Source organism: Microbacterium meiriae (assembly GCF_040686935.1).
Taxonomy (GTDB): domain Bacteria; phylum Actinomycetota; class Actinomycetes; order Actinomycetales; family Microbacteriaceae; genus Microbacterium; species Microbacterium meiriae.
In genome coordinates this window covers 95,763-122,708 of the sequence record NZ_JBFBMF010000004.1, presented here as the reverse complement: position 1 = coordinate 122,708, position 26,946 = coordinate 95,763, and the positions used below count along the sequence as shown (strand labels likewise).

27 protein-coding genes and 3 tRNA genes are annotated in these 26,946 nt (G+C 68.6%); 18 read left to right on the top strand and 12 right to left on the bottom strand.

Annotated elements, in window-relative coordinates; genetic code table 11:
• Positions 1-30 precede the first annotated feature (30 nt).
• From recF to AB0P08_RS13780, 10 genes are all read left to right on the top strand, one after another.
• Complete coding sequence (recF, locus tag AB0P08_RS13825) at positions 31-1,245, top strand: DNA replication/repair protein RecF (protein ID WP_363590226.1); 1,215 nt, start codon at positions 31-33, stop codon at positions 1,243-1,245.
• Positions 1,238-1,747 (top strand): DciA family protein, encoded by a 510-nt coding sequence (locus tag AB0P08_RS13820; RefSeq protein ID WP_363590225.1) that lies wholly within the window; start codon positions 1,238-1,240, stop codon positions 1,745-1,747. The genes recF and AB0P08_RS13820 overlap by 8 nt, the downstream gene beginning before the upstream one ends.
• A gap of 118 nt (positions 1,748-1,865) precedes the next feature.
• On the top strand, positions 1,866-3,947 hold the full coding sequence (gene gyrB, locus AB0P08_RS13815; RefSeq protein WP_187662791.1) for a DNA topoisomerase (ATP-hydrolyzing) subunit B: 2,082 nt from the start codon (positions 1,866-1,868) through the stop codon (positions 3,945-3,947).
• A 72-nt stretch (positions 3,948-4,019) separates the two neighbouring features.
• On the top strand, positions 4,020-6,575 hold the full coding sequence (gene gyrA / locus AB0P08_RS13810) for a DNA gyrase subunit A (RefSeq protein ID WP_363590224.1): 2,556 nt from the start codon (positions 4,020-4,022) through the stop codon (positions 6,573-6,575).
• Positions 6,572-6,976 (top strand): DUF3566 domain-containing protein, encoded by a 405-nt coding sequence (locus tag AB0P08_RS13805; RefSeq protein WP_025102877.1) that lies wholly within the window; start codon positions 6,572-6,574, stop codon positions 6,974-6,976. Before gyrA ends, AB0P08_RS13805 begins: the two co-directional genes overlap by 4 nt.
• Positions 6,977-7,139: 163 nt before the next feature.
• The gene (locus AB0P08_RS13800) at positions 7,140-8,492 is read left to right on the top strand and encodes a sensor histidine kinase (RefSeq protein WP_363590223.1); all 1,353 of its coding nucleotides are present in this window, start codon (positions 7,140-7,142) and stop codon (positions 8,490-8,492) included.
• The gene (locus tag AB0P08_RS13795) at positions 8,480-9,169 is read left to right on the top strand and encodes a LuxR C-terminal-related transcriptional regulator (protein WP_363590222.1); all 690 of its coding nucleotides are present in this window, start codon (positions 8,480-8,482) and stop codon (positions 9,167-9,169) included. Before AB0P08_RS13800 ends, AB0P08_RS13795 begins: the two co-directional genes overlap by 13 nt.
• A complete protein-coding gene (locus AB0P08_RS13790) occupies positions 9,166-10,074 on the top strand; it encodes a DUF4097 family beta strand repeat-containing protein (protein WP_363590221.1) in 909 nt (302 codons plus the stop codon). Before AB0P08_RS13795 ends, AB0P08_RS13790 begins: the two co-directional genes overlap by 4 nt.
• 86 nt (positions 10,075-10,160) lie before the next feature.
• A tRNA-Ile gene (locus tag AB0P08_RS13785) sits at positions 10,161-10,234 on the top strand.
• A gap of 26 nt (positions 10,235-10,260) precedes the next feature.
• Positions 10,261-10,336 (top strand) — tRNA-Ala (locus AB0P08_RS13780).
• A gap of 19 nt (positions 10,337-10,355) precedes the next feature.
• Here the strand turns inward: AB0P08_RS13780 and AB0P08_RS13775 are convergent.
• The gene (locus tag AB0P08_RS13775) at positions 10,356-11,477 is read right to left on the bottom strand and encodes a M24 family metallopeptidase (protein ID WP_363590220.1); all 1,122 of its coding nucleotides are present in this window, start codon (positions 11,475-11,477) and stop codon (positions 10,356-10,358) included.
• A 50-nt stretch (positions 11,478-11,527) separates the two neighbouring features.
• On the bottom strand, positions 11,528-11,974 hold the full coding sequence (locus AB0P08_RS13770; RefSeq protein WP_363446022.1) for a hypothetical protein: 447 nt from the start codon (positions 11,972-11,974) through the stop codon (positions 11,528-11,530).
• 136 nt (positions 11,975-12,110) lie between these two features.
• On the opposite strand from AB0P08_RS13770, the gene AB0P08_RS13765 reads away from it, so the two are divergent.
• Entirely contained in the window at positions 12,111-12,533 is a 423-nt protein-coding gene (locus AB0P08_RS13765; protein WP_187662798.1) for an NUDIX hydrolase, read from the top strand.
• 10 nt (positions 12,534-12,543) lie between these two features.
• Here AB0P08_RS13765 and AB0P08_RS13760 read toward each other — a convergent pair whose 3' ends face one another.
• Entirely contained in the window at positions 12,544-13,026 is a 483-nt protein-coding gene (locus tag AB0P08_RS13760; protein WP_232089133.1) for an aminoacyl-tRNA deacylase, read from the bottom strand.
• Positions 13,023-13,520 carry a hypothetical protein gene (locus AB0P08_RS13755; protein WP_025102885.1) on the bottom strand — a complete coding sequence of 166 codons (498 nt, stop codon included), beginning with the start codon at positions 13,518-13,520 and terminating at the stop codon, positions 13,023-13,025. The genes AB0P08_RS13760 and AB0P08_RS13755 overlap by 4 nt, the downstream gene beginning before the upstream one ends.
• A 146-nt stretch (positions 13,521-13,666) precedes the next feature.
• Here AB0P08_RS13755 and AB0P08_RS13750 point away from each other — a divergent pair, with 146 nt between their 5' ends.
• Complete coding sequence (locus tag AB0P08_RS13750) at positions 13,667-14,224, top strand: peptidylprolyl isomerase (RefSeq protein WP_187662799.1); 558 nt, start codon at positions 13,667-13,669, stop codon at positions 14,222-14,224.
• 21 nt (positions 14,225-14,245) lie between these two features.
• On the top strand, positions 14,246-15,139 hold the full coding sequence (locus tag AB0P08_RS13745; protein WP_363590219.1) for a rhomboid family intramembrane serine protease: 894 nt from the start codon (positions 14,246-14,248) through the stop codon (positions 15,137-15,139).
• 151 nt (positions 15,140-15,290) lie between these two features.
• Here AB0P08_RS13745 and AB0P08_RS13740 read toward each other — a convergent pair whose 3' ends face one another.
• Positions 15,291-15,530, bottom strand: coding sequence for a cell division protein CrgA (locus AB0P08_RS13740; RefSeq protein WP_363590218.1), 240 nt, complete (start codon positions 15,528-15,530; stop codon positions 15,291-15,293).
• A gap of 104 nt (positions 15,531-15,634) precedes the next feature.
• On the opposite strand from AB0P08_RS13740, the gene AB0P08_RS13735 reads away from it, so the two are divergent.
• The 3 genes from AB0P08_RS13735 to AB0P08_RS13725 are packed head-to-tail and all read left to right on the top strand — an operon-like array spanning position 15,635 to position 17,239.
• Positions 15,635-16,429 (top strand): class E sortase, encoded by a 795-nt coding sequence (locus AB0P08_RS13735; protein ID WP_187662801.1) that lies wholly within the window; start codon positions 15,635-15,637, stop codon positions 16,427-16,429.
• A gap of 25 nt (positions 16,430-16,454) precedes the next feature.
• Positions 16,455-16,610 (top strand): DUF4175 domain-containing protein, encoded by a 156-nt coding sequence (locus AB0P08_RS13730; protein WP_136051341.1) that lies wholly within the window; start codon positions 16,455-16,457, stop codon positions 16,608-16,610.
• Entirely contained in the window at positions 16,607-17,239 is a 633-nt protein-coding gene (locus AB0P08_RS13725; RefSeq protein ID WP_363590217.1) for an anthranilate synthase component II, read from the top strand. Before AB0P08_RS13730 ends, AB0P08_RS13725 begins: the two co-directional genes overlap by 4 nt.
• Before the next feature lie 19 nt (positions 17,240-17,258).
• Here the strand turns inward: AB0P08_RS13725 and pknB are convergent, their stop codons facing one another.
• Genes pknB through AB0P08_RS13690 form a run of 7 tightly spaced genes read right to left on the bottom strand, consistent with a single transcriptional unit; the run spans position 17,259 to position 26,134 of the window.
• The gene (pknB, locus tag AB0P08_RS13720) at positions 17,259-18,950 is read right to left on the bottom strand and encodes a Stk1 family PASTA domain-containing Ser/Thr kinase (protein ID WP_187662803.1); all 1,692 of its coding nucleotides are present in this window, start codon (positions 18,948-18,950) and stop codon (positions 17,259-17,261) included.
• A 45-nt stretch (positions 18,951-18,995) separates the two neighbouring features.
• A complete protein-coding gene (locus AB0P08_RS13715; protein ID WP_363590216.1) occupies positions 18,996-20,747 on the bottom strand; it encodes a serine/threonine-protein kinase in 1,752 nt (583 codons plus the stop codon).
• Positions 20,744-22,198, bottom strand: coding sequence for a peptidoglycan D,D-transpeptidase FtsI family protein (locus AB0P08_RS13710; RefSeq protein ID WP_363590215.1), 1,455 nt, complete (start codon positions 22,196-22,198; stop codon positions 20,744-20,746). Before AB0P08_RS13710 ends, AB0P08_RS13715 begins: the two co-directional genes overlap by 4 nt.
• A gap of 1 nt (position 22,199) precedes the next feature.
• The gene (locus tag AB0P08_RS13705; protein WP_187662805.1) at positions 22,200-23,585 is read right to left on the bottom strand and encodes an FtsW/RodA/SpoVE family cell cycle protein; all 1,386 of its coding nucleotides are present in this window, start codon (positions 23,583-23,585) and stop codon (positions 22,200-22,202) included.
• Entirely contained in the window at positions 23,582-24,886 is a 1,305-nt protein-coding gene (locus AB0P08_RS13700) for a PP2C family protein-serine/threonine phosphatase (RefSeq protein WP_060922719.1), read from the bottom strand. The genes AB0P08_RS13705 and AB0P08_RS13700 overlap by 4 nt, the downstream gene beginning before the upstream one ends.
• A gap of 7 nt (positions 24,887-24,893) precedes the next feature.
• On the bottom strand, positions 24,894-25,412 hold the full coding sequence (locus AB0P08_RS13695) for an FHA domain-containing protein FhaB/FipA (RefSeq protein ID WP_315636787.1): 519 nt from the start codon (positions 25,410-25,412) through the stop codon (positions 24,894-24,896).
• On the bottom strand, positions 25,409-26,134 hold the full coding sequence (locus tag AB0P08_RS13690) for an FHA domain-containing protein (protein ID WP_363590214.1): 726 nt from the start codon (positions 26,132-26,134) through the stop codon (positions 25,409-25,411). The genes AB0P08_RS13695 and AB0P08_RS13690 overlap by 4 nt, the downstream gene beginning before the upstream one ends.
• Positions 26,135-26,279: 145 nt before the next feature.
• Here AB0P08_RS13690 and AB0P08_RS13685 point away from each other — a divergent pair.
• Together AB0P08_RS13685 and AB0P08_RS13680 are read left to right on the top strand one after the other, a co-directional pair.
• Positions 26,280-26,362 (top strand) — tRNA-Leu (locus AB0P08_RS13685).
• 99 nt (positions 26,363-26,461) lie between these two features.
• The gene (locus AB0P08_RS13680) at positions 26,462-26,911 is read left to right on the top strand and encodes a hypothetical protein (protein WP_363590213.1); all 450 of its coding nucleotides are present in this window, start codon (positions 26,462-26,464) and stop codon (positions 26,909-26,911) included.
• Positions 26,912-26,946: the final 35 nt, after the last annotated feature.

Below are 26,946 nucleotides of genomic sequence, written 5' to 3'. Positions count from 1 at the left end.
AGTGTCCGACCCGGAAGGTAGGCTGGCTCCGTGATTGTGGAGCATCTCAGCCTGGTCGATTTCCGCAATTACGCGACCGCGGAACTCGCCTTGCACCGCGGGCCGAACGTCCTCGTCGGGCGGAACGGCCAGGGCAAGACGAACCTCGCGGAGGCGGTGGTGTTCCTCGCGACGCTGGGATCGCATCGGGTGTCCTCGGACGCGCCGATGGTGCGGGACGGCCAGGAGTTCGCCGTCATCCGGGCCCGGCTCGCGCACGGTGAGCGACGCGTGCTCGTCGAGGTGCAGCTCAATCGCCAGGGTTCGAACAAGGCACGGATCAACGGCTCCCCGTCGAAGACGAACGAGCTCCCCCGCTACGCACATGTCGTGCTGTTCGCGCCGGAGGATCTCCAGATCGTACGGGGCGACCCCTCGGCCCGCCGCCGGTTCGCGGACCAGCTCCTCATCCAGCGCACCCCGCGACTCGCCGCCGTGCTGGGTGACTACGATCGCGTGCTCAAGCAGCGCAACGCCCTGCTCAAGTCGGCGCGGGCACGGGGCATCCGCGGTGAAGCGCTGAGCACCCTCGACGTCTGGGACGACAAGCTCGTCTCCCTCGGATCCGAGATCATCACGGCACGGCAGCGGCTGGCGTCCGATCTGCAGCAGCCCGTCGCCGATGCATACGCGGCGATCGCCGGCGCGGACCACCGTCCCCGGCTCGACTGGACGCTGTCGGTCGCCGGCAGCGATCCCGAGGATGACGACGACCGCGATGACGCGGACGGTGCCGCTCCCGTCGACGACGTGCGCGGGGACGCCCGTCGCATCGCCGAGATGTTCCGCGCCTCTCTCGCGGCGAAACGCTCGAACGAACTCGATCGCGGCCTCACCCTCACCGGACCCCATCGGGACGACCTGGTGCTGCGGGTCCGGGACCTGCCGGTGAAGGGGTACGCCTCCCACGGCGAGTCCTGGTCGGTCGCACTCGCCCTGCGACTAGCGTCCGCCGAGCTGCTCCGCAGCGAGTCCCCGGCCGGCGACCCCGTACTGATCCTCGACGACGTCTTCGCGGAGCTGGACGCCGATCGGCGGCAGCGGCTCGCCGCGCTCACCGCGGGCTACGAGCAGGTGGTGGTCACGGCAGCGGTGGAGGAGGATATCCCCGACGTGCTCCATGCTCACGTCGTCCGCATCACGGCGGGGACCATCACCGATGAGCGGGACCGGCTGCAGGGAGAGGACGGTGCGCCGAATGACTGACGTGGTCACCGACAGCGCGGCCTCGGCGGAGGCTCCCGAGACCGTCGCCACCTACCTGCGACTGCGGGGACTCAAGCCGAGCGCCAAGAACTGGAAGCGCAAAAGGCGGATCTCCGTCGACGACGACAACGCGCCGTTCACCCCCGGCCGCGATCCGGGAAGCCTCGGCTCCGTCCTCGACACGCTCAGCCGCGAATCCGGCTGGGAGACGACGCTCGCCCGGGAGGACCTCGTCCGCCAGTGGGCTGACCTCGCGGGGGCGGACACCGCGAAGCACTCGGAGCCGGTGTCTCTCGAGCGCGGACTGCTCACCGTCAAGTGCGATTCCACCGCGTGGGCGAAGAACCTCCAGTTCATGCGCGCGACGATCCTCACGGAGATCGGACGACGGTACCCGGAGGCGGGAGTGGAGAACCTCCGCTTCATCGGACCGGACGTCCCCTCGTGGAAATGGGGTCCCAGAGCCGTTCCAGGGCGGGGCCCGCGCGATACCTACGGGTAGGGCACCATGCAAGGGGTCCGAAACGCTCAGAGGGCCACACGCGGCCGTTGAGCGGCATTTCGACTCGAAACCCGGCTAGAATGGGAGTTCGAGATATCGATCTGGAGAATGCCCTCTGATGACGCCTGAATCCCCTGCTGACGAGACGGAACCGAACAACGACGCTTCGTCGGGCTCACAGGCCGGAGGATCGGCGGCACCCGCACCGAAGAAGCAGCAGCCCGGCGAGTACGGCGCCGACTCGATCCAGATCCTCGAAGGACTCGAAGCGGTCCGCAAGCGACCCGGCATGTACATCGGCTCGACCGGTCCCCGCGGACTGCACCACCTCGTCTACGAGATCGTCGACAACTCGGTGGACGAAGCGCTGGCCGGGTATGCCGACACGATCTTCGTCACCCTCCTCGCCGACGGCGGCGTGCGCGTGGTCGACAACGGTCGCGGTATCCCCGTCGACCCGCACTCGTCGGACCCCTCGAAGTCGACCGTCGAGGTCGTGCTCACGATCCTGCACGCGGGCGGCAAGTTCGGTGGCGGCGCCTACGCCGTCTCCGGCGGTCTGCACGGCGTCGGATCCTCGGTGGTGAACGCCCTGTCGACCCGCTTCGACGTGGAGGTCAAGCAGAAGGGCTTCGTCTGGCGGCACAGCTTCGCCGACGGCGGCGTCCCGCAGCAGAAGCTCGAGAAGGGCGAGGCCACCGAGGAGACCGGGACCAGCATCACGTTCTGGCCGGACGCGGAGATCTTCCAGGAGACCGTCGAGTTCGACTACGACACGCTCCGCACCCGGTTCCAGCAGATGGCGTTCCTCAACAAGGGACTCCGCATCGAGCTGTCCGACGAGCGGCCGGAGTCGGCGTACGAGACCGAGGAAGACGGCCAGGCGGTCACGAAGCAGCCGGGCGACGTCTTCTTCTACGAGCGCGGTCTCGTCGACTACGTCGAGTACCTGAACAAGGTGCGCCACGCCGAGGTCGTCAACGAGGAGATCATCGCCTTCGAGTCCGAGGACACAGCGCGCAAGATCTCGCTCGAGGTCGCGATGCAGTGGACGACGTCGTACACGGAGAACGTGTTCACCTACGCCAACACCATCAACACGCACGAGGGTGGCACGCACGAGGAGGGCTTCCGGGCGGCGCTCACCACTCTCGTCAACCGCTATGCCCGTGCGAACAACCTCCTCAAGGAGAAGGACGACAACCTCTCCGGAGACGACGTGCGCGAGGGGCTGACCGCCGTCATCTCGATCAAGCTCGGCGAGCCCCAGTTCGAGGGTCAGACCAAGACGAAGCTCGGCAACACCGAGGCGAAGGCCTTCGTGCAGAAGGTCGTCGGCGATCAGCTCGGCGACTGGTTCGAGCGCAACCCGAACCAGGCGAAGAACGTCATCCGCAAGGCCATCGACGCGGCGACGGCACGCCTCGCCGCGCGCAAGGCACGCGAGACCGCGCGTCGCAAGAGCGTGTTCGAATCCGCGGCGATGCCCGACAAGCTCAAGGACTGCACGAGCAAGGACCCGTCGATCAGCGAGATCTTCCTCGTGGAGGGCGACTCGGCCGGTGGTTCGGCGGTGCAGGGTCGGGACCCGCACACGCAGGCGATCCTGGCGCTGCGCGGCAAGATCCTCAACGTCGAGCGCGCGCGTCTCGACAAGGCGCTCGGCAACAAGGAAGTCCAGGCGATGATCCAGGCCTTCGGCACGGGCATCGGCGAGGAGTTCGACATCGAGAAGGCGCGGTACCACAAGATCGTGCTGATGGCCGATGCCGACGTCGACGGTCAGCACATCACCACCCTGCTGCTCACCCTGCTTTTCCGCTACATGCGCGGACTCATCGAGGCCGGCTTCGTGTACCTCGCGATGCCGCCGCTCTACCGCCTCAAGTGGTCGAACGCGGCACACGAGTACGTGTTCAGCGACGCCGAGCGCGATGCGCTGCTGGCCTACGGCCTGGAGAACGGCAAGCGCATCCCCAAGGACGCGGGCATCCAGCGCTACAAGGGTCTCGGCGAGATGAACGCCAAGGAACTGTGGGAGACCACGATGGACCACACCACCCGGACGCTTCGTCAGGTGACCATCGAGGACGCCGCCGCCGCGGACGAGATCTTCAGCGTGCTGATGGGCGAGGACGTGGAATCGCGTCGGAGCTTCATCCAGCGCAACGCCAAGGACGTCCGGTTCCTCGACATCTGATCACCGCGGGGTCCCTGAGTCCGTCGAACGGGACCCGCTGCTCCGACCAGCTCAGCCCACCAGGAAAGACACATGACTGACGAAGAACGCCCCGACATCACCGAGGGTCACGAGCACGGCAAGATCGACCAGGTCGATCTGCAGTCGGAGATGCAGCGCAGCTATCTCGACTACGCCATGGCGGTCATCGTCGGCCGCGCCCTCCCCGACGTCCGCGATGGCCTCAAGCCGGTGCACCGCCGTGTCATCTACGGCATGTACGACGGTGGGTTCCGCCCCGACAAGTCGTTCTCCAAGTGCGCCCGCGTCGTCGGCGAGGTCATGGGTCAGTACCACCCGCACGGCGACTCGGCGATCTACGACGCCCTCGTCCGTCTGGTGCAGCCCTGGTCGCTCCGGTACCCGCTCGCCCTCGGCCAGGGGAACTTCGGCTCCCCGGGCAACATGGGTGCCGCAGCCCCGCGATACACCGAGACGAAGATGGCTCAGCTCGCGCTCGAGATGGTGCGCGACATCGAGGAAGACACCGTCGACTTCACCGACAACTACGACGGTCAGACGCAGGAGCCCACGGTCCTGCCCGCCCGCTTCCCGAACCTGCTCGTCAACGGCTCGGTCGGCATCGCGGTCGGGATGGCGACCAACATCCCGCCGCACAATCTGCGCGAGGTGTCCGACGCGGCGCTCTGGGCTCTCGACAACCCCGGGGTCTCGCGCGAGGAACTGCTCGAGGGTCTGATCCAGCGCATTCCCGGCCCGGACTTCCCGACCGGCGCGCAGATCCTCGGCACCAAGGGCATCCATGAGGCGTACCGCACGGGTCGCGGCTCGATCACGATGCGCGCAGTCGTCAACGTGGAGGAGATCCAGGGTCGCACCTGCCTCGTCATCACCGAGCTGCCCTACCAGGTCAACCCCGACAACGTGGCGGTGAAGATCGGCGACCTCGCCCGTGACGGCAAGATCACCGGCATCGCCGACATCCGTGACGAGTCGTCGGACCGCACCGGTCAGCGCCTGGTCGTGGTGCTCAAGCGCGATGCGGTCGCGAAGGTCGTGCTGAACAACCTGTACAAGCACACGCAGCTGCAGGAGAACTTCGGCGCGAACATGCTCGCGATCGTCGACGGTGTCCCCCGGACGCTCGCGATCGACGGCTTCATCTCGCACTGGATCGCTCACCAGATCGATGTGATCGTCCGACGCACGGAGTTCCGCCTCCGCGAAGCCGAGAAGCGCATGCACATCCTGCGCGGCTACCTGAAGGCGCTCGACGCGCTCGACGAGGTCATCGCCCTGATCCGTCGTTCGCAGACCACCGCGGATGCGAACGAGGGACTGCAGAAGCTCCTCGACATCGACGAGATCCAGGCCGACGCGATCCTGCAGATGCAGCTGCGTCGACTCGCCGCTCTCGAGCGTCAGAAGATCATCGATCAGGCCAACGAGCTCGAGGCTCAGATCACCGACTACAAGGCGATCCTGGCCGACGAGGGCCGCCAGCGCTCGATCATCCGCGAGGAGTTGACGGGCATCGTCGAGCGGTTCGGCGACGAGCGGCGGACGCACATCCTGCACGGCTTCGACGGCGACGTGTCGATGGAAGACCTCATCGCCGAGGAGGAGATGGTCGTCACGGTCACGCGCGAGGGCTACATCAAGCGCACGCGCAGCGACAACTACCGCTCGCAGCACCGCGGCGGCAAGGGTGTCAAGGGCGCCCAGCTGCGCGCGGACGACATCGTCGAGCACTTCTTCGTCACGACGACGCATCACTGGCTGCTGTTCTTCACCGACAAGGGCCGGGTCTACCGCGCGAAGACGTACGAGGTGCCGGAAGCAGGGCGCGACGCGAAGGGCACCCATGTCGCGAACCTCCTCGCGCTGCAGCCGGACGAGAGCATCGCGCAGGTCCTCGACATCCGCGACTACGCGGTGGCGGACTACCTCGTCCTCGCCACGCGCGAGGGCCTGGTCAAGAAGACCCGTCTGGACAACTACGACACGAACCGCCAGGGCGGCGTGATCGCGATCCGTCTGAACGACGAGGACGAGCTGGTCAGCGCCCTCCTCGTCAACGCCGAGGACGACATCCTGCTCATCAGCCGCAAGGGCATGTCGGTGCGATTCCAGGCGACCGACGAGGCGTTGCGCCCCATGGGCCGTGCCACCGCCGGGGTGAAGGGCATGAAGTTCCGTGAGGGTGACAGCCTGCTGTCCGCCTCCGTCGCCGCACCCGGGAAGTACGTCTTCGTGGTCACCGACGGGGGCTACGCGAAGCGCACCGCCGTCGAGGAATACCGCGTCCAGGGGCGTGGCGGATACGGCATCAAGGTCGCCAAGTTGAACGACGATCGGGGCACTCTCGCGGGTGGTCTGATCGTGTCCGAGGACGACGAGGTCTTGGTGGTTCTGTCCAGCGGCAAGGTGGTACGCTCTGCCGTGGCCGAGGTCCCCGCCAAGGGTCGCGACACCATGGGAGTGGTGTTCGCCCGCACGACGGAGGCCGACCGCATCCTCGCCATCGCCCGGAACGGCGAACGTGGTCTCACCGAAGAGGAGACCGAGCCGGATGCCGACGCCGAGGCCCCCCAGACGACTGAGACACCCGAGGATACAGACGCATGAGCACAGTGGCTGACAAGCTGGCGAAGAAGTCGACACGCAAGACCGGCGGCAAGCAGGTCCGGCTGCGGCTCGTCTACGTCGACTTCTGGTCCGCGGTGAAGCTCTCGTTCCTGGGAGCGGTCGCTCTGGCCGTCGTCACGATGGTGTCGTTCTTCCTGATCTTCCTCGTGCTGCAGGCGACCGGCATCATGTCCACCGCCGACGAGTTCGTGCGCAGCTTCACCGACGGCGCGATCCCGCTGTCCGAGCTCGTGGGGCTGCCGCAGGTCATGGCGTTCGCGGCCGTCGTCGCCATCCTCAACCTCATCGTGTTCACGGTGCTCGGCGCCGTCGTCGCGGGCATCTACAACCTGGCCGTCAAGGTCACGGGCGGGTTGCTCGTCGGCTTCATGTCGAACTGACCCGAAACCCCGTCTTTCCGCCGAAACCCCGGCCTGCGCACCGATGCAGGCCGGGGTTTCGGCGATAGCGCGGGGTCTCGGCGGGTGGGGGTAGGGAAAACCCGAACGGGAGTGTCCGGTTGACTCGGTGGGCGAGGTCCGACGGCGGCCCTACCGTGGAAGCATGACCACACAGACTGCGACCCCGGGCACCGCGCCGGCGGTGAAGCCGCCGTTGCGCATCCCGCTCACGATCCTGCATCTCGCCGGTGTCGGGGTGATCGGGGGCGCCATCTTCGGCATGCTCGGCGGGCTCCTCGGCACCGGACTCGGCCTCCTCTTCGTCTTCGGCGTCGGCATCGTGGTGCTCGTGGGCCTCGTATATGCGCTCTTCGGCGTCGGCTGGTTCGAGATCGCCCGCGTCGCCGCCCTGTACCGGGTGCCGAACGCCCCGCTGCGGCTCCAGCCGCGGGACCGTCCCGGCTTCGGCGGCTGGCTCCGCGCGCTCGGGAGGCAGGCGATCGATGGGCGGATGTGGCGTGCGGTGGCGAACTTCGCCATCACCGCGGTCCTCGGCTTCGTGGTGCTCCGACTGTTCTGGGCACTCCTCTGGTCGATGATCATCGCCTTCGCACCGCTGACCTCGGCCGAGACCATCGTCGGCCCCTTCGGTGGCGGGCAGATCCCGGTGTCCTGGGCGCCCGTGATCGGCGTCCTCGGCGCACTCGCCTCCGCCGCCGGGATCATCGGCCTCGCGCTCCTGGCCCGGACACTCGCGCTGGCGATCGTCGCCCGGGCTCGTGAGGTCGAGCTCACCGAGCGTGTCCGCACATCCACCGCCCAGCGTGAGGGTGCCGTCCGTGCGGCCGATGTGGAACGGACGCGGATCGAGCGCGATCTGCACGACGGCGTCCAGCCGCGGCTCGTCTCCGTCGGGATGACGCTCGGGCTCGCCCAGCAGAAGATCGACACCGACCCGGGCGCCGCGAAAGAGCTCATCTCCGAGGCCCACACGTCGACGAAGGCCGCCATCACCGAACTGCGGCAGCTCGCCCGCGGGATCCACGCCTCTGTGCTCGACGACCGCGGACTCGACGCCGCGTTGTCCGCGCTCGCCAGCCGCTCCCCCATCCCCGTGCAGTTGGACGTGCGGATGGACCCTTCGACAAGCTCAGGGACCCAGGGTGGCGGGGCAGGGACCCAGGGGTACGGCTCAGGGACCCAGGGTGGCGGCGCCGGGGCAAGCCGGCCGGGACGTGATGCGGAGGCGGCGGTGTACTTCTCCATCGCGGAATCGCTGACCAACGCGGCGAAGCACTCCCGAGCGAGCGAAGCGCGGGTCAGCGTCCGGCTCCGCGAGGGGAACATCCTCTGGGCGCGGGTCGAGGACAACGGCATGGGCGGCGCCCAGGTCATCCCGGGCGGGGGCCTCGACGGCATCGCGAACCGGATCCTCGCCGCGGGCGGAACGTTCCGACTCGACAGCCCCCAGGGCGGTCCGACCAGCCTGGAGGTGAACGTGCCATGCGCATCATGATCTGTGAGGATTCCGTCCTCCTGCGCGAGGGGCTCGTGCGTCTGCTCGAGGACGCCGGCCACGAGGTGGTCGCGGCCCTCACCGACACGACCGGTCTCCGCGAGGCCGTGGTCTCGACCACGCCCGACCTCTGCATCCTGGACGTGCGGCTGCCGCCGACCTTCACGGACGAGGGCATCCGCGCGGCGCTCGATCTGCGGGCGGTGCATCCGTCGCTCGCCATCCTCGTGCTGTCCCAGTATGTGGAGGAGCGTTACGCGTCCGATCTCATCGCCGCGCAGGGCGGTCCGCTCGGCTACCTCCTGAAGGACCGGGTGGCGGATGTCGCCGAGTTCATCGATTCGGTGCAGCGGATCGCCGACGGCGCCACCGTGCTGGACCCGGAGGTCGTGGCCCAGCTCCTGACCCGCCGGAACCGCGACGATCGCATGATGCGGCTCACCGAGCGGGAGCGCACCGTGCTGGCGCTGCTCGCCGAGGGCAAGTCGAACCAGGCGATCGCTGCCCTCCTCTTCCTCTCGGGAGCGAGCGTCGAGAAGCACATCACCTCCATCTTCCAGAAGCTGGGCTTCGAACAGGACGAGGCGGGCAACCGCCGCGTGCTCGCCGCGCTGGCCCACCTCGAGAACACGGGCGGCACGACGCCGCCGAACGGCCAGACAGGAGTCTCACGATGACCACCGAGAACACCGGAGCACAGGGCGGGCACACCCCGATCACTCCCCCGCCGCCGCCGTCCGGGGCTTCCCCCACGACGTCGCCGAGCGCGCCCGGACCGCGGCGTTCATCCGGAGCGACCGCCGTCATGATCGTCACCGCCGTGGTCGGTGGGATCGCCCTGCTCGGAGCCGGAGGTACGGCGGCGGTCGCGGCGACCGGCACCCTTCTGTCCTCCAGCCGACCGGATTCGGTGCAGACGGTGGACGTCGACGGCGTCACCGCGATCGATCTCGACGCCGATGCGAGCATGGTCCGCATCGACTTCGGAGATGTGGACGCGGCGGAGCTCTCCGTGACCAACGGTCGAGGTTCGTGGACGTTCGAGCGCGAAGCGGACGAGCTCGTCGTCCGGAGCCCTCGGCCCGCCTTCGGCTGGTGGTTCGGCAACTGGTTCGGTGACGACGAGCGCGCCGTGCTCACCCTTCCGAAGGAGCTCAGCAGCTCGGACCTCGACGCGAGCCTCACGCTCGATGCCGGCGCTCTCGACGTCTCCGGCGAGTTCGGCACCCTCGAGGTGCAGATCAACGCCGGATCCCTCGATGTCTCCGGAGCGGCCTCGGCCGTCGATGTGCAGATGAACGCGGGGCGGGCGGACGTCCTCCTCGACGGCGTCGACCAGGCGGATCTCGGAATCGCCGCGGGTGATCTGACGGTGGAGCTGACCGGCGACGCGCCGACGACGACCACCATCGACGTGAGCGCCGGATCCCTGAACCTGACCCTTCCGGATGTGGAGTACCGGATCAGTCGGGACGTCAATGCGGGGTCGTTCGATGCCCGTGTCGACGAGTCGCCCAGCGCCCGTCGCACGATCGACGTGTCCGTGTCGGCCGGCAGTGTGAACGTCGACCCCGGACGATGAACCGGGCGAGGGCGGGGCTCCCGTGCGGGGTCCCCGCCCTCGATTCGGATTTTCGCCGAAACTCCGGTAAAGTTCTGGAGGTTGACGGGGCTATAGCTCAGGCGGTTAGAGCGCTTCACTGATAATGAAGAGGTCCCAGGTTCAAGTCCTGGTAGCCCCACCCTTTCAATTCAAGAATTCCCTCAGGGGGCCTTAGCTCAGTTGGTAGAGCGCCTGCTTTGCAAGCAGGATGTCAGGAGTTCGAATCTCCTAGGCTCCACCATCCTCTCCCCCGCCTCACCTCACCCGTCGGTTGCCGTGAGTCCGTGCGGTGCCGTGTTCAGGCGTTCGACCCCGTCCGCCGTCACGACCACGATGTCCTCGATGCGGGCGCCCCACTCTCCCGGGAAGTAGATGCCGGGCTCGATGCTGAAGGCCATGCCCTCTCGGAGCACGAGGTCGTTGCCGGGGGCGATGTAGGGCTCCTCGTGCACCGAGACGCCGATCCCGTGACCCGTGCGGTGCAGGAACGCCTCCCCCAGCCCGGCCTCCGCGAGCACCGAACGGGCGGCCGCGTCGACCTCCGCCGCCGTGACTCCAGGGCGCACCGCATCCACCGCCGCCTGCTGGGCGCGGACGAGGGTGGCGATGCGATCGGCTGCCACCGGATCGGGAGTTCCGACGACGTAGGTCCTCGTGCTGTCCGAGTTGTACCCGCTCGGCACGGCGCCGCCGATGTCGACGACCACCACGTCGCCCTCCTCGATGACCCGGTCGGAGACCTCGTGGTGCGGATCCGCGCCGTTGGGCCCAGAGCCGACGATGACGAACTCGACCGTCCGATGGCCTTCCTCGACGATCGCGGCGGCGATGTCGGCGGCGACCTCCCGCTCGGTGCGCCCCGCGCGCAACCAGGCGGGTACGCGGCGGTGCACGGCATCGATCGCCGCGCCGGCGCGACGCAGCTCGGCGATCTCCTCGTCATCCTTGATCATCCGGCCCTCCCGGAGGACGGGCGTGGCGAGTTCGAGCCGCGCCTGCAGCCGCTCCCCGATCGGCACGACGTGCAGCGCGGGAAGCGCATCCGAGACGCCGACGCGGGAGACGGAACCCGTCGCCGCGGCCACGAGGGCGTACGGGTCCTCGCCGTCCACCCAGTCGGCGACCGTCAGTCCCAGCTCGCCGATGGCCGTACTGCGCACCTTGGCGAGCTCCATGCGTGGCACGACCACCGTAGCCGCGCCCCGGGGAGGAAGGACCAGCGCGGTCAGCCGCTCGATGGTGTCGCCCTCGACGCCGAGGAGGTACTGGAGGTCGGGGCCGGGGCCGACGACGATCGCGTCGAAACCGGCAGCATGCGCGAGGTCCTGCGCGCGCTCCAGGCGGCGGGCGTAGACGGCGGCGGAGAAGGGGAGGGTGCTCACACCACCACGCTAACGCGAGCGACACCGCTGCATCAGGCCTTCACCGCGAATCAGCTGATCGCCTGGCGGATGCGCGCGGCGAGGAACTCGAGGTCCTTCTCCGTGAGCGCGGTCACCGCATACGCGGTCGGCCAGACGGTGCCGTCATCGAGGTGGGAGATCGGCTCGAACCCGAAGGTTCCGTAGCGGACCTTGAACTTGCTCGCCGGCTGGAAGAAGCACAGCACCTTGCCGTCTCGGCCCCACGCCGGCATGCCGTAGTACGTGCGGGGCACGAGCTCAGGAGCCACCTCGGAGACCAGCGCGTGCAGCTTCTCGGCGAGCTGCCTGTCCTCGTCGGTGAGCTTCGCGACGGCTTCCTTGAGATCGGCCTCGCCGGCGGCGCGCAGTTCCTCGGGCGACTTCTTGGCTCGGGAGCGTCGGGTGCGCGCCTCCTTCGCGGCGGCCTGCATGGCCTCGCGCTCCTCGGTGGTGAAGTTCTTCTCGGTGTCGGCCATGATGGTCCTCTCGTGCGGCCTCGATGATGGTCTCAGCGTAGGGACGCCGACCGCTCCCGTGCTTCTCGATTCGTGATCGATCCGCCGGTCCCGTCACGCGGCGGGGGATGGCTCGATACCCGGATAGGGTGTCTCCATGGACCTGCGCGTCGCCGCATACGGGGTCGTCACCGATGAGGGTGGGCGCCTCCTCCTGGCGCGATGGACCGAGGGCCGGCGAGTGGCCTGGACCCTTCCCGGCGGCGGGCTGGAGCCGGGCGAGGCGCCCGAGGATGCCGTGCGCCGGGAGATCCGCGAGGAGACGGGCTACACGGTGAGGGTCGGGTCGCTGCTCGGTATCCATTCCCGTGTCATCCCCGCCGGGCGGCGCGTGCAGAAGTCGTCGGATCCGCTGCATACCCTGCGCATCGTCTACCGGGCGGAGGTATCCGGCGGGAAGCTCCGCTGGGAGACGGAGGGATCCACCGATCGCGCGGAATGGTTCCCGCTCCCCGCGGTCGCGGGTTTGCAGCGCGTTCGCCTGGTCGACATCGCGTTGCGGATGGCCGGCATCCTCTAGGAGTCGACCGTCAGCGTTCGTCGGGAACCGAGATGTCGGCGACGGTGGCGTCGTACGCGGCGATGAGGTCGTCGGCGTCGACGAAGAGGCTGTAGCCGTGCGTGCCGGCGCCCATCGCCACCCGCTGACCGACGATCGATGCGTCGGCGTAGACCGGCCAGTCGGTGGTGCTGCCGATCGGCACGATGGTCCCGCGCTCGTAGCCGGTCGCCGCGAGGGCCAGCTCGGGCTCCGGGAGGCGCAGCTTGTTGACTCCCACGAGGGCGCGCAGCTTGGGCCAGGAGATGGATCGTCCGCCGGGGACGAGAGCGAACAGATACGTGTCGTCCGAGCGTTTCACCACGAGGGTCTTCACGATGCCCGACGGCGGGATGCCGAGGATCTCGGCGGCCTCGACGAGGCTACGCGCCTGCGGCCGCTCGCGGATCTCGATGTCGAGTCCGCGGGCGGCCGCAGCATCCCGCACCCGCGCGTGCGGGTCGGGAGTGGTCACGCGTCGGGAGCCGACAGCGGGTCGTCGGCCACCCACAGCTCGTCGTCGGCCCGCAGCGCCTGCCAGGCGGCGTAGAGCACGCCGACCGCGGCCGCGGCACCCAGGACGATGGCGATGACGGATCCGAGACCAGGACCCTTCTTCTGCGAGACGGCCTTGCGGGCCTTGTACTCGACGCCGTGACGCTTGGCGTTCGCGACGTCCCAGGCGGTCAGCGCCGTACCCACGACACCGCCGACGATCGGGACGACCTTGTCGTCCACGACGTGCTTGCCGGCCTTCACCGAACGATCGACGACCGGGGCGACGCGGCGGTTGTAGGTGTCCTGGACGACCGGGACGATCTGCTCGCGATTGAAGTTGCCGAGCTGGCGACCCGCCTCACGAGCGACGTCGGCAGCGTGGCCGACGAGCACCTGCTGGTCTTCCCACAGCTGATTCGCGTCCTTCTGAAGACGACGAAGCTGCTTCTTCCGCTTGCGGCTGAGGCTCACGATGCTCTCCTGTCCATTGGAGTACGGGTTCCCCATCTTGCCACGAGAGGCTGGATGCGGCGAGGGAATCGCCCGCCCCTTGCATCATCGGCCCCTGCGTTGTACACGCCCGGCCCGCTCACCGGAAGCTCTGCGAGAATGAACGCATGGTTCACGCTTCCCACGTCGCAACTCTGCACACCAACCACGGTGACATCGTCATCAACCTCTTCGGCGACCACGCCCCGAAGACGGTCAAGAACTTCGTCGGCCTCGCCGACGGCTCCCAGGAGTGGACGCACCCCGCCACCGGCAAGCCCGGCGAGGGTCCTCTCTACAAGGACGTCGTCTTCCACCGCATCATCCCGAACTTCATGATCCAGGGCGGCGACCCGCTCGGTCAGGGCGTCGGCGGTCCGGGGTACAACTTCGACGACGAGATCAACAACGAGCTCAACTTCAACGAGCCCTACATCCTCGCGATGGCCAACGCGGGTCTTCGCCGCAACGCCATCACCGGCAAGGTCGAGGGCACGAACGGCTCGCAGTTCTTCATCACGACCGACCCGACGCCGTGGCTGCAGGGCAAGCACACGATCTTCGGCGAGGTCGCCGACGACGCGTCGCGCAAGGTCGTCGACGCGATCTCCGCCGTTCCGACCGCGGCGGGCGATCGCCCGATCGAGCCGGTCGTGCTGCAGTCGATCGACATCGTCGCCGCCTGACGACAGCGACGGCCGATCCGGATGACGACGCCCGAGTTCACGAACAACCGTGAGAACTTCTGCTACCGGCATCCGGATCGGCAGAGCTTCGTGCTCTGCCAGCGGTGCCTTCGGACGATCTGCCCGGAGTGCCAGACGCCTGCCCCGGTCGGCGTCATCTGCCCGGAGTGCATGAACGCGGAGCGCAAGAACCGCACCCCTGCGCAGAAGAAGGCCGCGCGTCGGTGGCGCGGCGGTGGGGCAGCCACCATGGGTGCCGTGCGCAGCGGCAAGCCCGTGGTCACGTACGCGCTGCTCGCGGTGACGTCGTTCATCGGCCTCGTGCAGCTCATCCCCGGGCTCAACGCCCCGATCATCCAGGCCCTCGCCTTCTACGCGCCGTTCCTGTACCCGAACCTCTCCCTCCTGCCGTTCGAGCCGTGGCGGTTGCTGACGGTGCTTTTCGTGCACGGCGGCTTCGTGCATCTCGCCCTGAACATGCTCGCGCTGTGGATGCTCGGACAGAATCTCGAACCGATGCTCGGTCGCGTCCGCTACCTCGCGCTGTATCTCATCAGCGGTCTCGGGGGTTCGGTCATGGTGGCCGTTCTCGCGCCGGAGACGTGGACGGTCGGCGCCTCGGGGGCGATCTTCGGACTCCTGGCGTCGCTCCTAATCATCGGACGGCACATCGGGGCGAACGTCACCGGCATCCTCGTCATCCTCGGCATCAACTTCGCCTTCGGATTCTTCGCGGGCGGCATCTCCTGGCAGGCGCACCTCGGCGGCGCGATCACGGGTGCGCTCGTGGCGCTGATCTACGTCCGCACGAAGCGCCGCGATCAGCGGACCTGGCAGATCGTGTCGCTCGCAGCCCTGGTGGTGCTGTTGATCGTCGTGGTCGCCGTGGTACCGCCGCTGATCCTTTTGGCCTGATCCCGAGTTGTTAACAGGGTTGTTAACCCCTGTGAATAACATCGGTGTAATTCTCCCCAGTGTGGGGATAACCTGTGGATAACTTCCGCTTCGCTCCACAGACGAAAACCCCCCGCCGAAGAGGCGAGGGGTTTTCTGTCGTTCTGCGCGATCAGCGCCAGCGTGTCGTCATGAGGAATCCGATGAGGGCGATGCCCAGGCCGATGGCCAGATTCCAGTTGTCGAGCCCGGGGATGGGGAACTGCATGCCCGAGATGTAGAACACGAGGATCCACGCGAGGCCGAGGAGCATGAAGCCGATCATCACCGGCTTGAACCACACGGCGTTGGGAGCGGCGTCGCCTTCGGCGCGCTCGATGGCGGGTTCTTCGGTCTTGCGGTCACGTGCCATGCCGTCATTGTACCCGGGAGACCTCGGCGCCGACGAGCCGTCAGGGGGCGGATCGGCGATGCCCCGTCTCCTGCTGCACAGGTCGGACGGATATGATCACGCCCATGACTGCATCTGTCGCGCCTGGGGGGCGGCGCGAACGGCGGCAGCGACCACGGTCGCGAGCCACGTTCGCGAGCGTGCTCGGCGAACTGCTCCTGACCGCGGGCGTCGTCGTGCTCCTCTTCGTCGCCTGGCAGATGTGGATCGGCGACATCATCATCGCGGCCCAGAAGAACGAGGAAGGTGCCGCGATCTCGCAGCAGCTCGCCGCGGGGGAGGCACCGGAACTGCCGCCGCTGGTCGAGACGGACGACGGCGAGACAGTGTACGAGGCGCCCGTCCCCACGGCGCCGGCCGACGGGGAGTGGTTCGGTCAGATGCACATCCCCCGATTCGGGGCCGACTACAACTTCGGCATCTACGGGGGCACGAGTCGCGCGCGCACCCTCGACCAGAAGGGCATCGGCGTCTACACGCAGTCGAAGATGCCCGGAGAGGTGGGGAACTTCTCGCTCGCCGGCCACCGGACGACCTGGGGGAAGCCGTTCAACCAGCTCGACAAGCTGCACGTGGGCGACGCGATCGTGGTGGAGACGCCCGACGGCTGGTACACCTACCGGTTCCGCACCCTGGAGTATGTGAAGCCGACGCAGACCGACGTGCTCGCCGACGTGCCGCAGATGCCGGAGCAGCAGACCGGCGAGCAGTACATCACACTGACGGCGTGCTCGCCGCTGTACTCGCTCGCCGAGCGCATCGTCGCCTACGGGGTGTTCGAGAGCTTCCAGCCTCGGGCCGAGGGGCCTCCGTCCGCCCTCACCGACCCACCGCCTCCGCCGGCCGCGCCGTCCGTCTGACCCGCCACCAGGAGAGAGAAGACCCATGTACGCCGCACTCTGGCGCCTGCTGCCCGGCCCGTGGTGGCTGCGCGTCCTCATCCTGCTCGTGGTGATCGCCGCGGTGCTCTACGCGTTGTTCTGGTACGTGTTCCCGTGGGTCAGCCCGCTCATCGCGCCGGGCGAAGTCGACGTCGAATGACCAGGGTGCTCGTGGTCGACAACCACGACAGCTTCGTGCACACCCTCGTGGGCTACCTCCGGGAACTCGGCGCCGACACCACGCTGGTGGAGTCGGACGCGACCGACCCGGCCGAGATCGACGCGCTTCTCGGCGCGCATGACGCCCTCCTGCTCTCTCCGGGGCCGGGGGCGCCCGTCGATGCCGGCGTCTCGGTCGACGCGGCACGCATCGCGATGCGGCGGGGAGTGCCCACCCTCGGAGTATGTCTCGGGCACCAGGTCATCGGGGCCGCATTCGGCACGGCCGTCGGTTCCGCCCCCGAGGTCATGCACGGCATGGTCTCGGCCGTCCGGCACGACGGCTCCGAGCTGTTCGCGGGTCTGCCCTCACCCTTCGACGTCGGGCGCTACCACTCGCTCGCTCTCGCGGCGAGTGACCTTCCCGCCGACCTCACCGTGACTGCGACCGCTCCCGGCGGCACCGTCATGGCGCTCGCGCACCGGACACTGCCGGTGCACGGGGTGCAGTTCCACCCGGAGAGCGTCCTCACCCCAGGGGGCTACCGGCTCCTCGCCAATTGGCTCCGGCTGTGCGGCGACGAGGAGGCCGTCGCCCGCTCCGTCCGCCTCGATCCGCTCGCACGCTGAACCGCTGCGGAGTGTCGCGTCAGGATCCGGTGCAGTAGCGGAGTTCGACCGACGACCCGACGGGGACGTCGCCCGGCGCGACGGACATCGAGTGCACGGTCTCCGGATCCGTCGCCGGGCACTCCGGCGCCTCGGTCGGCACCGGAGTGAGCCCCAGGTCCTCGAGCGCCTGCGTGGCCGAGTCCAGGGACCAGCCGACGACGTTGTTCAGGGTGACCTTCCCGCTGGCCACCTCGAGGTTCACGACGGTGCCGGGAGCGACCTCGGCATCCGCCTCCTCGCTCGCCGTCATGACGGTGTTGGCTGCGAGGCCCTTGTCGTTGCGCTGCGTCACGGTGCCGAGTTCGAGGCCGGCGGCCTTCAACGCCTTCGTCGCGGCATCGAGGGACATTCCCTCGAGCTTCGGCACGACCACTGTCTCTTCGCCGGAGGACACGTAGAGGGTGACGGTCGAACCCTGCTCCACGGAGACGCCGCCCTCGGGGTCGGTGCGGATCACGTTGCCCTCGGCGATCGACGGGCTCGACTCGATGACGATCTTGGAGGAGAGATCCAGCTCAGCGAGATCGTCCTGTGCGCGCTCGGAGGCGACGTTCGTCAGGTCGGGGACGACTCGCGAGGTGCTGGGCACGTCGGCGGGACGCATGCTGATGGTCCAGACCCAGAACAGCACCGAGGCCAGGAGCACCGCCAGCAGGGCGACTCCCGCCCAGATCCAGGCGACGGGCGGTCCCGACTGCGTGCGAGCCATCGTGGTGTCGGTGCTGAGCTGACGCAGCGACCGCGCCGTCTCCTGCGCCTGGCGGGGGCTCGGGCCGTAGAGCTCGCTGGTCAGCGCGCCGATCTGCTTGCGGGTGGGTGCGGCGCCCGTCACCGCGGCATCCAGAGCGGCGCGGAAGTGCGCGGCATCCGGGTACCGCTGGTACGGGTCCTTGGCGAGGGCACGCAGCACGATCGGGTCGAGGGCGGCGGGCGACTCCTCGTTGACCTCGGAGGGCGGGACCGGCGTCTCGCTGACGTGCTGGTAGGCCACGGCGACCGGCGACTCGCCACGGAACGGCTGTCGCCCCGTCAGCAGTTCGTAGAGCACGACCCCGGTGGAGTAGAGGTCGGCACGGGCGTCGACAGGTTCGCCCTTGGCCTGCTCGGGGGAGAAGTACGCGGCGGTGCCGATGATCTGAGTGGTCTCGGCCACCGTCGAGGACGAGTCGGACACCGCGCGCGCGATGCCGAAGTCCATGACCTTCACCTGGCCCTTGTCGGTGACCATGACGTTGCCGGGCTTGATGTCGCGGTGCACGACGCCCGCGCGATGCGAGTAGTCCAGCGCTTCGAGGATGCCGTCGACGTAGCGCACCGCGTCCTCGACGGGAACCGGACCGTCGGCGATGATCTTCTTGAGCAGGGTGCCCTTGACCAGCTCCATCACGATGTACGGCGGCTCGTCCGAGGAACTGTCGACCGTCGACGGATCACCGGCGTCGTACACCCGCACGATGGAGGGGTGCGACATGCGCGACGCCGACTGGGCCTCCAGGCGGAACCGCGTGCGGAAACTGGTGTCGCGGGCGAGATCGGGATCGAGGATCTTGATCGCGATCTCGCGGCCGAGAGTCAGGTCGTACCCGCGGTACACCTTCGCCATCCCGCCGTGTCCGATGAGCTCGTCGACGCGGTACCGGCCCGCGATGACTTGTGGCTCTGTGGACACGGATGACCCCCCTGGAAACGACTGCGGCTGGACTGGATACTCAGGCTACCCTTGGGCGCCGTCGCCGCCGTCACCCTCGCCGTCCTCCGGTGCCACGATCGTGACGGAGAGCGGGGGAGAGGCGTTCGACGTGCGCTGGTCGCCACCGGAGCACAGGCCCTGATACGTCGCGATGAGCTGCTGTCCCACGGCGTCGCCGACCGTCACCTGAGCGTTGCGCTGCGTCGGCTGGAAGTTCGGGCCGCCGGAGACGAAGGTGCCGTTCTGCAGCGAGACGACGTAGCCGGACAGCGTCGTGCCACTGGGGCAGGTGAAACCGGTGCCCCAGGAGATCGTCACGGTGCTGCCCGCGACCGGGTCGCCGGTGATCGTCGGCTGGTCGGTCGGCGTCGGCAGCGGCGTGCGGCCGGCGTAGACCGTGAGCGCGATCGGGGTGGTCGTCGCGACGTTCCCCTCCGGCTGCACCCGGTAGACCTTGCCGACGTCGCCGTCGCTCGGGGCGGGGTCGCCCTCACCGCAGGCGATGTCGGAGAACCCGGCCTCCTTGAGCGTCGCGGTCGCCGTGCCGCAGTCCATGCCGTTGAGACCGAGTGCGGTCACGTCGACCCGGGTCTCGTCGGGCGTGGGCTCCTGCGAGGGCGTCTGCGTCTGTGTCTGCGTGGGGGTGCGGCTCGCGGACCCGGTGGGGTCGGGGTCGGCATCCTTGCCCTGGTTGCCGAACAGCGCCCACAGGGTGGGGACGGCCACGACGAGCAGCAGCACGATCAGCGCGATGAGCGGCCACGTCCAGGCGCTCTTCTTCTTCTTTTTCTTCTCCTGCTCCTCCGCGGCCGCTTCATCGGTGGGCAACTGGGCGGTGGTGGGCAGGATGCGTGTCGTGCCGTCGTCACCGGTCGCAGTGAGCATGCGCGTGGCGTCGTCGTCGCCGGCGATGCCGCCCGTCGCGATGGCGGGCACGGCGATGGCCGCGGAGTTCAGGTCTCCGCGACGCAGGGCCTGGGCCGCACGGGCGACCGTGGCCGAGGAGGAGGGGCGATCCGCCGGCTTCTTGGCGATCATCGCCATGACCAGGTTCTGCACGGGGATCGGGACCGTCGGCGGCAGCGGCGGCGGCTGCTCGTTGATCTGCGCCATGGCGATCGCGACCTGCGACTCGCCCGTGAAGGGGCGCTTGCCGGCGAGGCACTCGTACGCGACGATGCCGAGCGAGTACGTGTCGGTCGCGGGGGAGGCGGGGTGACCCGACGCCTGCTCCGGCGACAGGTACTGCACCGTGCCCATGACCTGACCGGTCGCGGTGAGCGGTACCTGATCGGCGATCCGGGCGATGCCGAAGTCGGTGATCTTCACACGGCCGTCGGGCGTGATGAGGAGGTTCCCGGGCTTGATGTCGCGGTGCACGAGACCCGCGGCGTGCGCGGCCTGGAGGGCCGAAGCGGTCTGCGCGACGATGTCGAGCGTCTTGTCGGCACTCAGTGCGCCGTCCCGCTCCAGGATCGTCGACAGGGCCTCACCCGGCACGAGCTCCATGACGAGGTAGGCGCTGCCGTTCTCCTCGCCGTAGTCGAACACGCTGGCGATGCCCTCGTGGTTGACGAGCGCAGCATGACGCGCTTCCGCGCGGAACCGCTCGAGGAACCCGGGGTCCCCCATGTACTCGTCCTTGAGGATCTTGATGGCGACGGTGCGTCCGATGACGTGATCCGTCGCCTCCCACACCTCGCCCATGCCGCCGATCGCAATCCGCGACTGCAGCTCGTAGCGACCACCGAACGACACACCCTGCGTCGGCCTCATCTGCCCAGCACCGCCTCTATGACCTTCTTCGCAATCGGAGCGGCGATGGTGTCCCCGCTTCCTGATTGACCCTGTCCGCCGCCGTTCTCGACGACGACCGCTACCGCGACCGCGGGGTCGTCCGCGGGGGCGAACCCCGTGAACCACAGCGTGTGCGGCCTGTTTCCGTTCTCCGCCGTTCCGGTCTTACCGGCCACGTCGACCCCGTCTATTCTTGCACCCTGCGCCGCGCCGTTTGAGACGCTCGCGACCATGGCGGAGGTCACCTCGTCGGCGACGTCCGGCTCCATCGCGCGACCGAACTCGGTGCTGTCGAACGACCGGATCACCGAAAGGTCGTTGCCGATCACGGCGTCGACCATCTGCGGGTTCATGACGACGCCGTCGTTGGCGATGCCGGCGGAGACCATGGCGATCTGCAACGGCGTCGCGGTCACCTGCCCCTGCCCGAATCCGGTGAGGGCGGTCTGCGCGTCGTCGAGCCCCTGGGGGTAGCTCGAGGGCGTCGAGGTGAGCGGGATGTCGAAGCTGCGGTTGAACCCGAACTTCTCCGCCATCTCCCGGATCGTGTCATCGCCGAGCTCGACCGCGAGCTCGGCCATCGGGATGTTGCAGCTGAGACGGATCGCCTCGGCGATCGTGACCGTCGCGCCGGAGCCGCAGGTGCCGCCCCACGCGTTGGAGACGCGACTGTTCGAGCCCGGCAGCGTGTACGAGGCGGGGTTGGGGAGGGTCGACTCCGGCGTCCACTCTCCGCTGGCGTAGGCGGCCGCCGCCACGACGATCTTGAAGGTCGACCCCGGGGGATTGAGGTCGCCGGCGATCGCCCGGTTCGACAGTGGTGTGCCGGGGTCGGCCACGAGCTGGTCATAGGTCGCGTTGGCGGCGTTCGCGTCGTGGGTCGCCATGCTGTTCGTGTCGAAGCCGGGGGTGGACGCCAGCGCGAGGATGCGTCCGGTCTTCGGATCCATCGCCACGACGGCGCCCTGCAGGCCGTCCAGGGCCTCGGTGGCGGCGCGCTGCGCAGCGGTGTTCAACGACAGCTCGACGCTGAACCCGCGCTGGGGCTGACCGGAGAGGATCCGCTCGATCTCCGCGAAGAACGCGTTCGAGCCCGTGCCCGAGAGATCGGCGTTCATCGCCTCCTCGATGCCGGTGCTGGAGCCGAGCGCGGGGTTGAAGTAGCCGGTGACGGGCTCCCACATCTCGGCGTCGGTGTAGACGCGCTGGAACCGGTACGTGTCGTCGCTGGGGACCGAGTTGGCGATCGCGGTGCCGTCGACGATGATCGCGCCGCGCTGGATCTCGTAGCTGTCCAGCCGGGTGCGCTTGTTGTGCGGATTCTGCGACAGCCCGTCGGTCTCGACGACCTGGATCCAGCTCGTCGCGGCGAACAGCGCGATGAACATGAATAGCATGACGATGCTGAGTCTGCGGAGTTCTCGTGTCATGTCAGCCGATCACCACCCGGGGCTGACGGCGGACGCCGTCGGAGATGCGGAGGAGGAGTGCCACGATGAGCCAGTTCGCGACGAGCGACGAGCCACCGGCGGCGAGGAACGGGGTGGTCAGACCGGTCAGCGGGATGACCCGGGTGACGCCGCCGACCATGATGAACACCTGCAGCGCGATGGTGAACGACAGGCCCGTGGCGAGCAGCTTGCCGAAATCGTCCTGACCGGCGAGACCGATGCGGACGCCGCGGCTGACGAACACCATGTAGAGGCAGAGGATGGCGAACAGGCCGATGAGGCCGAGCTCCTCGCCCAGGCTCGTGATGATGTAGTCGCTGTGCGCGAGCGGCGTGATCTCCGGGCGGCCCTGCCCCCAGCCGGTGCCGATGAGGCCGCCGCGGGCGAGCCCGAACAAACCCTGCATGGGCTGGTATCCGGCGCCGTCGGGGTCGACCTTCGAGGAGTCGAACAAGAAGAGCCAGTTGACGAAGCGGCCCTGCACGTAGCTGAGGATCTGGGAGGCGACGGCGACGCCGGCGACCACGAGGCCGAGACCGATGAGTACCCAGCTCGTCTTGCCTGTCGCGACGTAGAGCATGGCCACGAACATGCCGAAGATGAGCGTTCCGGTACCGAGGTCGCGCTGGACGACGATGATGCCGAGCGAGACGAGCCAGACGACCAGCACCGGACCGAGCTCGCGCATCCGCGGCCAGGTGATCCCGAGCACCCGCTTGCCCACCGACGTCAGGCTCTCCCGCGTGCGCACGAGGTAGCCGGCGAAGAAGATCGCGAGACAGATCTTGGCGAGCTCTCCGGGCTGGAAGGCGAACATGCCGCCGAGCGAGACCCACACCTGCGCGTTGGCGTCCGGGATCCGCAGACCGGGGACGAACGGCAGGAGCAGGAGGAGGATTCCGGCGAGGCCGAAGATGTAGGTGTACCGGAACAGGATCCGGTAGTTACGCAGCAGGATGACCACCGTGATCGCCCCGGCCAGCGAGATGGCGGTCCAGGCGAGCTGTTTGGTGGAGTACGCGTTCCACCCGGTGTTCGCGAAGGCGATGTCGATCCGATAGATCATCGCGACGCCGAGTCCGGTGAGCAGCGTCGCGATCGGGACGACGAAGGGGTCGGCGTCGGCGGCGACGAAGCGGAGCACGATGTGCAGCGCGAACGCCAGAGCTGCCAGGCCGCCGCCGATCGCCAGGATCATCGGGTCGATGGTGCCGAGGGCGCCGAGCTGGACGAGGGTGAGGGCGGCGCCGCTGATCGCACAGGCGAAGAGGAGCAGCCAGAACTCGCGGTTGCGCTGCGTCTGCGGCATGCGCAGCCGGCGCAGCGCCTTGATGACCGTGGTGTCGGCCTGGACGTCGGTGCTCACCCGGCACCTCCCGACGGTGTGGCGCTCGGGGAGGGGAGCGGTGTGGGCAGCGGGGTCTGCTCGATGATGTTCGCCTCGGCGCCCGTGCGGAGACGGTCGACGATGGCCATCGCGTCGGAGAGCGAGCGTGCGCTGATCGTGCGCTCGACCGAGGCCCGCTGATACGGGGGCAGGTCGGCGAGGAGGATCTCGGTGTCCTCCACCGGCGTCGACAGCGTGATCGGACCGATGTTCTGCTGCACACCTTGGAAGATCACGACACTGTCCTCATCGGCGCCGATGAAGTAGCGCGTCTGCGTCCAGCTGTAGGCGGCGAACGCTGCGAAGCCCAGCATCGCGAGGACGACGAGGGTGCCGGCGATCCAGCCCAGCCGGCGGCGCTTGGCGCGACGGCGGTCCTCCTCGATCAGCTCCTCGAGGTACTCGGGTGCCGGCTCGAAGTGGCTCGGTTCATTCGCGGCCTGCCGCACCGGGTGCAGCCAGTTGCTACGCGGGGCCCGCACCGGCGGCACGTAGACACCCGACGGGTTCGATGCCGCTCCGACGATCGTGGCGGTGCCGGAGTGGACGGGGTGCTGACCGCCGACGTCGACGATCACGATCGTGACATTGTCCGGGGCGCCGCCGTCGAGGGCCTGCTTGAGGAGGTTGTCCGCCGTGCGGCCGGGGGCGAGCCCGAGCTGCATGGCCTTGAGGATGCGGGCCTCGTCCACGACACCGGAGAGGCCGTCGGAGCACAGCAGCCAGCGGTCGCCGGGCTGCGCGTGCATGACGAACATGTCCAGCTCGGGGTCGGCGTCCATGTCGCTGAGCACGCGCATGAGCACGGAGCGCCGCGGGTGGTACCTGGCCTCTTCCGGCGTGATGCGGCCGGAGTCGACCAGGCGCTGCACGAAGGTGTGGTCGGCCGTGATCTGCGTCAGCGCGTCGTCGCGGTAGAGGTAGATGCGGGAGTCGCCGATGTGACCGATGACGGCATACTCGTCCACCATGATGATGGCGCTGAGCGTGGTGCCGAGTCCGGCGAGCTCCGGACGATCCTTGGCGGCGCGGATGAGGTCGCCCGCGGCGGTCGTGGCGGCGGCCTGAAGGGCGGCCTGCGCATCCTCCGTGGAGGAGTACGGCTGGTCCAGCGGCTCCATGCGCTGGATGGCGATGCTGGAGGCGACGTCGCCGCCCGCGTGTCCGCCCATGCCGTCGGCGACGACGAACAGGTTCGCCCCGGAGTACCCGGAGTCCTGGTTGTTGGAGCGGACCTTCCCGGTGTGGGAGATCGCGGCGCTCGAGCCTTCGAAGACCATGCCGGCGTCAGGCCCTCAGCTCGAACGTCGTCGCGCCTACCTTGACCGGGGTGCCGAGGCTGAGGGAGACCGGGCCGCCCGTCACCCGCTGGCCGGCCACGAACGTGCCGTTCGTCGAGTCGAGGTCCTGGATCGCCCAGGTGTCGCCGCGGAGCAGGAGCCGGGCGTGATGGCTGGACGTGTAGTCGTCGCGGATCACCAGGGCGGACTCGCTGGAGCGGCCGATCGTCATCGCGTCGGAGCCGAGGGGGAGCTCGAGACCGGCCTTCGGCCCGGACGTGATCACGAGGCGCTTCGCCGTGGCCACCGTGGCGGGGCCGGTCGACGGTCGCGCGGACGAGGGACGGGGCGGAGCGGCCGGTGCCGGAGCGGCAGCAGCGGGTGCTCCCGCGGTGGCCTCGGCGGGGAGCTTGCGAGCACGCACCCCGAACAGGTCGGCGCGCAGGGAGTAGACGACCCCGAACACGAAGAACCACATCAGCACGAGGAAGCCGATGCGGAGCAGGAGCAGGACCAGTTCACTCATCCGAGGGCTCCGAACACGCGGGTCGCGTCGTCGCCGGGGCGGGACGACCGCGACGGGGTGGCGACGGGGACGATGCGGAACACGAGGTCGGTGCGACCGATCGTGATCGTGGTGTCGGAGGGGAGGGCGGCTTCGCGGAGCTTCTGCCCGTCGACCTTCGTGCCGTTGGTGGATCCCATGTCGCGGAGCATGGCGCGCTCGCCGTCCCAGAGGATCTCGGCGTGACGACGGCTCGATCCCGCGTCGGCGATGGTGATGTCGGCGTCCGAGCCACGGCCGATCACGGTGCGGGCACGGGTGAGGGTGTGCCGGCGTCCGTCGACGTCGACCACGGCCTGCCAGCTCACGCGTCCTTCGACGGTGCCCGAGGTGACGCGCACGGTGCCGGTGGCGACCTTGTCGTCCGCCTCGAGTGTGAGGGACAGCGGGCCGGCGAAGCTGTAGCCCTGCGACTTCGCGTGCTTCGTGAGGAGGGCGTGCAGCTCGTCCGTCAGCGCGCCGCCGAGCCCGCGCATGCGCTCCGCGTCGTCGGGGCTCAGACGCACGACGTAGTTGTTGGGCGCGATGATGCGGTCACGGCTCACCACGGCCGCAGTGGTATCCGCCTCGCGTCGCAGCGCCGAAGCGATCTCCACGGGCTGGATGCCGCTGCGGAAGGTCTTCGCGAACGCGCTGTTCACTGCGCGCTCGAGACCCTTCTCAAAGCTGTCAAGTAGTCCCACTGGGCTCCTCTGGCATGCCGACCGGTAGGGACATCGTAGCCAGGTGACCTGGGGGAACGCCGCCGACGCCCCTCCCGGGGGTGTGCAACGAGGCCGAAAACGCGTGATATCCTCGGAAAGTTGAGTTCTTCGGAACGGGACGCTCGCGCGAGTGGCGGAATGGTAGACGCGCTGGCTTCAGGTGCCAGTGTCCTTATGGACGTGGGGGTTCAAGTCCCCCCTCGCGCACAGCGAGACATTCATGAAAGAGTCGGTCAGAGTCTGACCGGCTCTTTCTTCTTCTCCGCCGCGAACGCCCATCGATCGGTCTCACGCATGACGCCTTGGATGCACACCGTCGGACTCGTCCTCGTCCGCATCGTCTTCCCCGGCGCCCTGGGCCTCATCGGTGGGCTGCTGCTCTGGTTGGGCATGCTCGAACGGGACGACGCGCCCGGGTTCGCCTGGGCGATGATCGTGACAGGGGGAGCAGGGGTCCTGGTGTCCCTCGCAGTGCTCTGGCGACTCAACAACGCGCGCGGTCGCGAGGATTTCCGGTGGTACGTCGTGCCGCAGGGCGAGGTGGAGGAGGCCGTCCCGCCGGAGCCGCTCTCGGCCGAGGAGAGGGAGCGCCTCACCCGCGAGCTGGAAGAAGTGAACCGTCGGTGGCGGGAGGCGCTGGAGGCCGGTTTCCTCTCCGGTGGCTCGCTCGCCGCCCACGAGATCCGCGCAGAACTCGAGGAACGCGCGACGGCTCTGCGCCGTCGACTCGAGGCGCCTTCCCCTCCGGGACAGTGACGAAAGTCCTCATCCTGTAGCGACCAAAGGTGGCT